Origin of the sequence: Thermodesulfobacterium hveragerdense DSM 12571 (assembly GCF_000423845.1) — a bacterium.
Classification (GTDB): Bacteria; Desulfobacterota; Thermodesulfobacteria; order Thermodesulfobacteriales; family Thermodesulfobacteriaceae; genus Thermodesulfobacterium; species Thermodesulfobacterium hveragerdense.
Map to the genome: position 1 here is coordinate 1 of NZ_AUIT01000040.1, position 6,751 is coordinate 6,751.

General features: G+C 35.4%; 6 protein-coding genes and 2 pseudogenes. 6 read left to right on the top strand and 2 right to left on the bottom strand.

Going from position 1 to position 6,751, the window contains the following annotated elements; translation table 11 throughout:
- Nucleotides 1-218: pseudogene (locus G580_RS10655) on the bottom strand (IS256 family transposase); the annotation flags it as partial.
- A gap of 167 nt (nt 219-385) precedes the next feature.
- On the opposite strand from G580_RS10655, the gene G580_RS0108500 reads away from it, so the two are divergent.
- The 6 genes from G580_RS0108500 (at nt 386) to G580_RS10675 (ending at nt 6,522) form a co-directional block, all read left to right on the top strand.
- The gene (locus G580_RS0108500) at nt 386-595 is read left to right on the top strand and encodes a type II toxin-antitoxin system HicB family antitoxin (protein ID WP_028841789.1); all 210 of its coding nucleotides are present in this window, start codon (nt 386-388) and stop codon (nt 593-595) included.
- Nucleotides 596-854: 259 nt separating this feature from the next.
- Nucleotides 855-1,868: a class I SAM-dependent methyltransferase gene (locus G580_RS0108505; RefSeq protein WP_028841790.1), complete on the top strand. Its 1,014-nt coding sequence runs from the start codon at nt 855-857 to the stop codon at nt 1,866-1,868.
- Nucleotides 1,825-2,970 (top strand): glycosyltransferase family 2 protein, encoded by a 1,146-nt coding sequence (locus G580_RS11130; RefSeq protein ID WP_083960854.1) that lies wholly within the window; start codon nt 1,825-1,827, stop codon nt 2,968-2,970. Before G580_RS0108505 ends, G580_RS11130 begins: the two co-directional genes overlap by 44 nt.
- Nucleotides 2,971-3,250: 280 nt before the next feature.
- Complete coding sequence (locus tag G580_RS10665) at nt 3,251-4,090, top strand: class I SAM-dependent methyltransferase (RefSeq protein ID WP_051173318.1); 840 nt, start codon at nt 3,251-3,253, stop codon at nt 4,088-4,090.
- Nucleotides 4,091-4,096: 6 nt separating this feature from the next.
- Nucleotides 4,097-5,725: an asparagine synthase (glutamine-hydrolyzing) gene (asnB, locus tag G580_RS10670; RefSeq protein ID WP_156874817.1), complete on the top strand. Its 1,629-nt coding sequence runs from the start codon at nt 4,097-4,099 to the stop codon at nt 5,723-5,725.
- 194 nt (nt 5,726-5,919) lie between these two features.
- Nucleotides 5,920-6,522, top strand: a complete 603-nt coding sequence (locus G580_RS10675) for a GGDEF domain-containing protein (protein WP_051173320.1) — start codon at nt 5,920-5,922, stop codon at nt 6,520-6,522.
- On the opposite strand, the pseudogene G580_RS11720 reads toward G580_RS10675, so the two are convergent.
- Nucleotides 6,452-6,751, bottom strand: a pseudogene (locus tag G580_RS11720) (IS256 family transposase); the annotation flags it as partial. The gene G580_RS10675 and the pseudogene G580_RS11720 sit on opposite strands and share 71 nt — an antisense overlap.

Sequence of the window (6,751 nt, forward strand, 5' to 3'; positions counted from 1 at the left end):
CTTGGGACAGAGATACCAAGGTTACCTAAGAAACAGGCAAGTTGTCTTTCATAGTAACCATTAGCTTTATTATCAATACTATCTCTAAGGAATATTTCTCTTTCTTTTTTCATGAGAGCGTTTAAGAGGAGTGCAGCAGCCATTTTGATACCCTCTTTTGATTCAATTTTTGAGATTTCACTTAAAACTTTTTCTAAATCTAAGTCTAAGTTTTCCATTTTACAGACCTCCTGGTTAGTTTAGTCTTTTAGGTTTTATGTTATCATTAATTTAAAAAATATTAAAAATTTTTATTATGCCTCTAAAATATTTTATTAAAAGACACAATTTATATTCTACTCCCTGATATTGAAGTATAAACTTCACAAAAAGGAGGGTTAGTTGTATGTATAAGTATGAGATAATTATTTATTGGAGTGAAGAAGATGGTTTATATATAACAGAAGTTCCAGAATTGCCAGGCTGTATGGCTGATGGTAAGACATACGAGGAGGCATTAAAAAATACTCAAAAGATAATAGAGGAGTGGATAGAAACCGCAAAAGAACTTGGTAGAGAGATACCAAAACCTAAAGGAAGGCTGATGTATGCATAATTATTGAAGATAGCAGGAAAAGGATTGAAGCTTTTTAGTATACTAATTTAGCATTTAGTAAAAACTACTTAGAAGTGGAAGAAATTATTGATGAAAATAAAATTGAGATAACTCTTTTGGCACCATTGAAAAATCTATTAGCTACTAAAACAAGAAGACTTTTTGAGAATTTCCTTTCCCTTCCCTTTTTGCAGGTTGCAAACTTTATTTTCCCAATTATAATTCTTAAAGTGAATGTTGCCTTTTAAGGGGGAAACCTATGCCACCAATGCTCACTTGCCCAATCTGCAGAACTGAGGTAGAAGAATGCTCCTTCAAAGAGGTTTATGTCTTCCCTTACAATAATCAAGAATACAAACGCTATGAGTGCCTAAACTGTGATATCCATTGGTGGGAACCACTAAAGATAGTCCCGGAGTTTTATGAAAGCGAAGTTTTTGAAAGTTATATTTCATTCCACGAGGGTGTAAGCGCAAGGCTTAACGATAACCACAAAGCCTTTTTTAAACACTTTCCTTCCAATGTAAGAGGTAAGCTTTTAGATGTGGGCTGTGGAGACGGAAGGTTTTTAAGACATGCTAAAGAACAAGGCTTTGAAATATGGGGAATAGACTTTGACAAAAAATCTGTGGAGAGTGCAAAAAGGAACCTTGGTATTGACACCGTTTTTGCCATGAGCTTGGAAGAGTTCTATGAATACGCTAAGGAGAAAAACTTAAAGTTTGATGTAATCACCTTTTTTGAGGTTTTAGAACATCAGGACAAACCAAGGGAATTTCTGGAAATGGTTAAAGGGCTTTTGAAAGAGGGAGGATACATAGCGAGAAGCGTGCCGAATAGGGAGCGTTTATTTGTAGAAATAGATTGGAAAGACCCTTTTCATTGGGATTATCCTCCTCACCACTTTTTAAGATTTTCAAAGTCTTCCCTTGAAAAAGCTTTGAACCTTGCTGGATTTAAAGACATTGAAGTTTATAAATTAGACTTCCCTTTCATAGAACTTTTTCCCCATCTTGAAAAAAAGCTTTTTGGAGACTTAGACAAGCTTAAAATAAAGCTAAAGGGTATGGTGCTTGGAGATGAGAGAAAAGGAAAAGCTTATGCGGTAGAGGAGCTTGCAAAAGTTAGCCCAAGTAAAGGAAAAGCCTACATACTTATTATGCTTAAACTAATCAGGAATGCTATACTTTTGCCCTTTGCTTTGGGATATATCGGAAACTTAAAAGGAAATGGATTTTATTTATATTTTCAGGCATGCCATGGGTCAGTATAAATATGAACCACTGATTTCAATAATTACCCTAACCTATAACCACGAGGACTATATAGCAGAATGTATAGAGTCTGTGTTGTGTCAGACTTATGAAAACTGGGAAATGATAATAGTTGATGATGCTTCCACTGACAAAACGCCTTACATAGTAGAGCAATATGCTAAAAAGGATAACAGAATTAAATTTATAAGGAACGAAAAAAATAATGGTCCTTTATTTTTGGATGTAAATTACAACTTAGCCCTTAAAGAGGCTAAAGGTGAATGGATAGGATATTTAGAAGGTGATGATGTTTTTGTCCAGAAATCACTTGAAATAAGGGTGAATGCTTTAAGCGAACTCCCAGAAGAGAAAAGAAAGAATATCTCAATGGTTTATGGACGCTATGGAAGGATATGGATGGACAGTAAAAGGATAGACCTACCTATACCATATTATGAAAATCCAAAGTACTCACCTATTATTAGAAATACTCCGGCTGGCATGGCTCTAATTGGGCTACTTCAAGGGTTTAATTTTATACCAGCAGCCGCAGTTCTGCTGAATAAAGAGAAGCTACTTAAAATTGGCGGTTTTAAACAAATACCAAGGGAAATAAGAGCTGTTGATTATTGCACATGGACCTTTTTAGCTTTGGATGGAGAATGGTTGTATATACCTAAGGTCCTATACTTTTGGAGAAGACATGGTAATTCTATAACTATGCAATATCATGAAAACATGATGTCATATTTTATTCAGTTTTCTGAGTATTTTTGGAAAAAGTTTCATAAGGAAATCTTAGATAAACTGAATGATAAGTATATAGAATTCGGAAGATGTGTTGGTGTTCAAGCTAAGTTAGAATTAGCGAAACTTGCAATCTTAAAGGGAGATTTTAAAACTTCTGGGCAACTATTAAAAGAGATAGCAGAATGTCCCTACTTTGAAGATATATTTCCGGATATATTTAAGAAAAAATTAAAAGTCGTAAAGCTTGCATATTTCTTACGAATGCCATTAATTCTCAAAATCGCTTTAGCGTTCAAACGAAGAACTACGGAAAAGAAGTATGCAGAATATAAACCTTTCTTTTTTAAGGATTTAAAAGATATTGATTGACCATGTGCCGAATAGTAGGCTTTATTGACTTTTGCTTCAATAACTCTTACTCCCTTGAAGAAACCATTACATCTATGCGTGATACTCTTATTCATGGCGGACCGGATGATGCTGGGATCTTTATAGATAAAAACTTTCCCGTCGCTTTGGGGCACAGAAGGCTTTAGATAAACTACTTCAGGATGACAGCTTAAGAAAGCATTACTCAGAAAAGGCTAAATAAAGGGCTGAGGATTTTAGAATTGAAAAAAAATGTTGAAGAATTGAAGGAGGTTTTGAAGTGAAGATAACCTTTTCCTTTGGAAGTAACTGGATGAATTATGTAAAAAATGTTGTAAATGAAAAAGTCATACAAGAAGCTAAAGATAGCCTATTAAAATATCTCCCTGAAAGTGGGTTTAAAGATAAAGTTTTCATTGATGTGGGATGTGGTTCTGGGCTTTTCTCTTTGTCAGCTATCTTATTAGGTTGTAAGCATGTTATAAGCTTTGATATAGACCCTGCAAGTGTGGATGCAACTTTACTGTTGAAAGAAAAATTTTCTCATATGCTACCTTCTAACTGCTCATGGGACATATTTCAGGGCAACATTCTTGACAACAATTTGGTTGAGAGTCTCAAAGAAAAAGGTGACATTGTCTATTCATGGGGAGTGCTACATCATACTGGAAAAATGTGGGAAGCTATCAAAAATACAGCAAGCTTAGTAAAAGATAACGGATATTTAATTTTAGCGATCTATAATCATGCTCCATCGTCTGAGTTTTGGTTAAAAGTTAAGAAGTTTTATAATGAACACCCTTTACTTCAACCATTACTTATCGCACTTTATGGTAGCTATATAACTTTTGGTTTTATGATCCGAAGAAAGACTCTCAAATTGAGAAGAGAAAGAGGGATGCATATCTTTTATGATGCTATTGATTGGTTAGGGGGCTTACCTTATGAGTTTGCTTGCTTTGATGAAGTGAAAGAATATGTAGAAAATTTAGGTTTCAATCTGATAAATGCTCCAACTAAATTGCCATGTGGTAAGGGAGTTAAAAGTAATGTATTTGACAAAATAAGAGGTAGAAATACAGGATGTAATGAATTTGTTTTTCAAAAGAAAAAAACTTGATTGACCATGTGCCGAATAGTAGGCTTTATTGACTTTAATTTCAATAACTCTTACTCCCTTGAAGAAACCATTACATCTATGCGTGATACTCTTATTTATGGCGGACCTGATGATGCAGGGATCTTTATAGACAAAGACTTTCCCGTCGCTTTGGGGCACAGAAGGCTTTCCATCCTTGACCTTTCACCGCTTGGGCATCAGCCCATGGAGTTTGAAAATTTAGTGATAACCTACAACGGAGAGGTGTATAACTTCAAAGAAATAAAAAGAGAGCTTGAAAAAGAAGGCTATAAATTTATCTCAAACTCAGACACAGAGGTCATCCTTAAGGCTTTTCACCGATGGGGCTTTTCTGCGGTCCATAAATTCCGTGGCATGTTTGCCTTTGTCCTGTGGGACAAAAAAGACAAAAAGCTTTTCCTTTGCAGGGATAGGATAGGCGTAAAGCCTTTGTATTATTACTACAAAGATGGGCTTTTTATGTTTGCGTCGGAGCTAAAGGCTTTTCACAAACACCCAAAGTTTAAAAAAAAACTAAACCTCACTGGGCTTTCACTTTACTTGAAATACGGCTACATACCTGCGCCCTATTCTATCTTTGAAAATGTCTATAAGCTAAAGCCCGGACACTTTTTGGTTTTAGATCAAAAAGGAAACATTGAAGAATTCCCTTACTGGAGAGTGGAAGAGTATTTCCTGAAAGGAAAGGAAGAAAAGGAAAGGTGGCTAAAAAGGTCAGAGGAAGAGTTAGCGGAGGAGCTTGAGGAAATTTTAACGGAGAGCTTTAAGCTTAGGCTTGTCTCTGATGTGCCGGTAGGAATGTTTTTAAGCGGTGGCATAGACTCTTCCACAGTTTGTGCTCTTCTTTCAAAGGAAGGAATTAAGCTAAAGACCTTTACCATAGGTTTTTACGAAAAGGAATACAACGAGGCGGAGTATGCCAAAAAAGTGGCGGAGTATTTGGGAACAGGACACACGGAGCTTTACTGCACTCCAAAGGGAGCCTTTGAAATAATCCCAAGGCTACCGGAAATTTATGACGAGCCCTTTGGAGACTCTTCTGCCATTCCCACTTATTTGATTTCAAGGCTTGCCAAGTCTCAAGTTAAAGTTTCCCTATCCGCGGACGGTGGAGATGAGCAATTCTGCGGATATACAAGGTATTGGTTAATTACAGACAGAATAGCCAAGCTGTCAAAAATTCCCTTTTCCAATCTGCTTGCCGACACCCTTGACCTCATCCATCCGGAACTTGCTTTGAAGCTTTACAACGCATTTAAACCAATTCTGCCAAAATACACCAACTTTAGGGACAAATACATAAAACTTAGAAATGTTTTGAAGGCTAAGGATGTTATGGAACAGTATGATTTAGCAGTTTGCTACTTTTTGGAGGAAGACCTAAAGCTTTTGGGAATAGAGCCGTCGGAAAAGAAAGACTTAAAAGATTGGGTTTCGGTTGATGGGATTGAGCCCCTTGTGTCAATGATGCTACTTGATTTGAAAACTTATCTTCCTGATGATATACTCGTTAAGGTAGTAGGACTGGTTTTGATTGATAAAAAAGGACAAATCTTAGATTGCAATAAAGGCTTCTTAAAAATAGTTGGACTTACAGAAAAACCGATTAAATAAAACATAAAAGATTTTATGCTTAAGAATAATCAAAAATCCCTTTACCTAAAAATTCATTTACCAAAATCGACCTTCTTCTTCGTGTATCTGATAAAACTGAGGTTTTAACTAAGGGTTATATTTTTCTTTACAATAACCTTTATCTTCTGATATTAGAACATTATCGTATTAACTACAGTGAATTGATCGAAAGGATGTCTAAACTAAACGACCAGATAGTTGACATTACAAGAGAGCTTGAAAAAAAGAACCTTCAGTTGTTAAACGCGTTAACTACAGTAAAGAAAATTATGAATACAGATCCATTAACCGGTGTTTTTAATCGAAGAGCAATAAATAAAATTATCCATAGAGAAATTTCTTTTGCCCTTAGACATAAATTGCCTCTATCTATCGTTATGGTCGATATAGACTATTTTAAAAAAATAAATGATACATATGGACATGAAATGGGCGACTATGTATTAAAAAAGATAGCCCAAACCATCAAAAAATCGATAAGAAAAGAAGATATCTTTGGTAGGTATGGAGGCGAAGAGTTTATTCTTATTTTACCCAATACCGACATAGAGAAAGCCTACCAAGTTGCAGAGAGAATGAGACAAAAAATAGAAAAAATAAAATTTAAAGGGATAAAAGAGAAAATAACCGCAAGCTTTGGATTAACTGAACTGTTACCAAACGATAACATAAAAAGCATAATTCAAAGGGGAGACGAGACACTTGTCAAGAGAATTGTGTCTCCTTATAAAATCTCTTTACAAACATTTGCCTCAATTCGTATAAAGCAGACTTAATTAAAGGAAGTGGTTTTTGCCATCTCGTTTTCTGAATCCGACTTACTGTTATGTATATCGCAACCTCTGCTGTCTTGATTGATTGAAAATATCCCCCTGTATTTACCCTTATCAGCTCTATCCTGCTATTTATATTCTCAACCACATTCGTCGTGTATATATACCTCCTCACCCCCTCAGGATATTTCTTATAAACAAAATAATGCTCCTTCTTTTTCAAAAGTCCCTT

What these genes read in the sequence shown, in the direction of transcription:
- G580_RS0108500 (WP_028841789.1), top strand. Translation starts at nt 386, where the DNA reads ATGTATAAGTATGAGATAATTATTTATTGGAGTGAAGAAGATGGTTTA.
- asnB (WP_156874817.1), top strand. Translation starts at nt 4,097, where the DNA reads ATGTGCCGAATAGTAGGCTTTATTGACTTTAATTTCAATAACTCTTAC.
- G580_RS10675 (WP_051173320.1), top strand. Translation starts at nt 5,920, where the DNA reads ATGTCTAAACTAAACGACCAGATAGTTGACATTACAAGAGAGCTTGAA.
- G580_RS11130 (WP_083960854.1), top strand. Translation starts at nt 1,825, where the DNA reads ATGGATTTTATTTATATTTTCAGGCATGCCATGGGTCAGTATAAATAT.
- G580_RS0108505 (WP_028841790.1), top strand. Translation starts at nt 855, where the DNA reads ATGCCACCAATGCTCACTTGCCCAATCTGCAGAACTGAGGTAGAAGAA.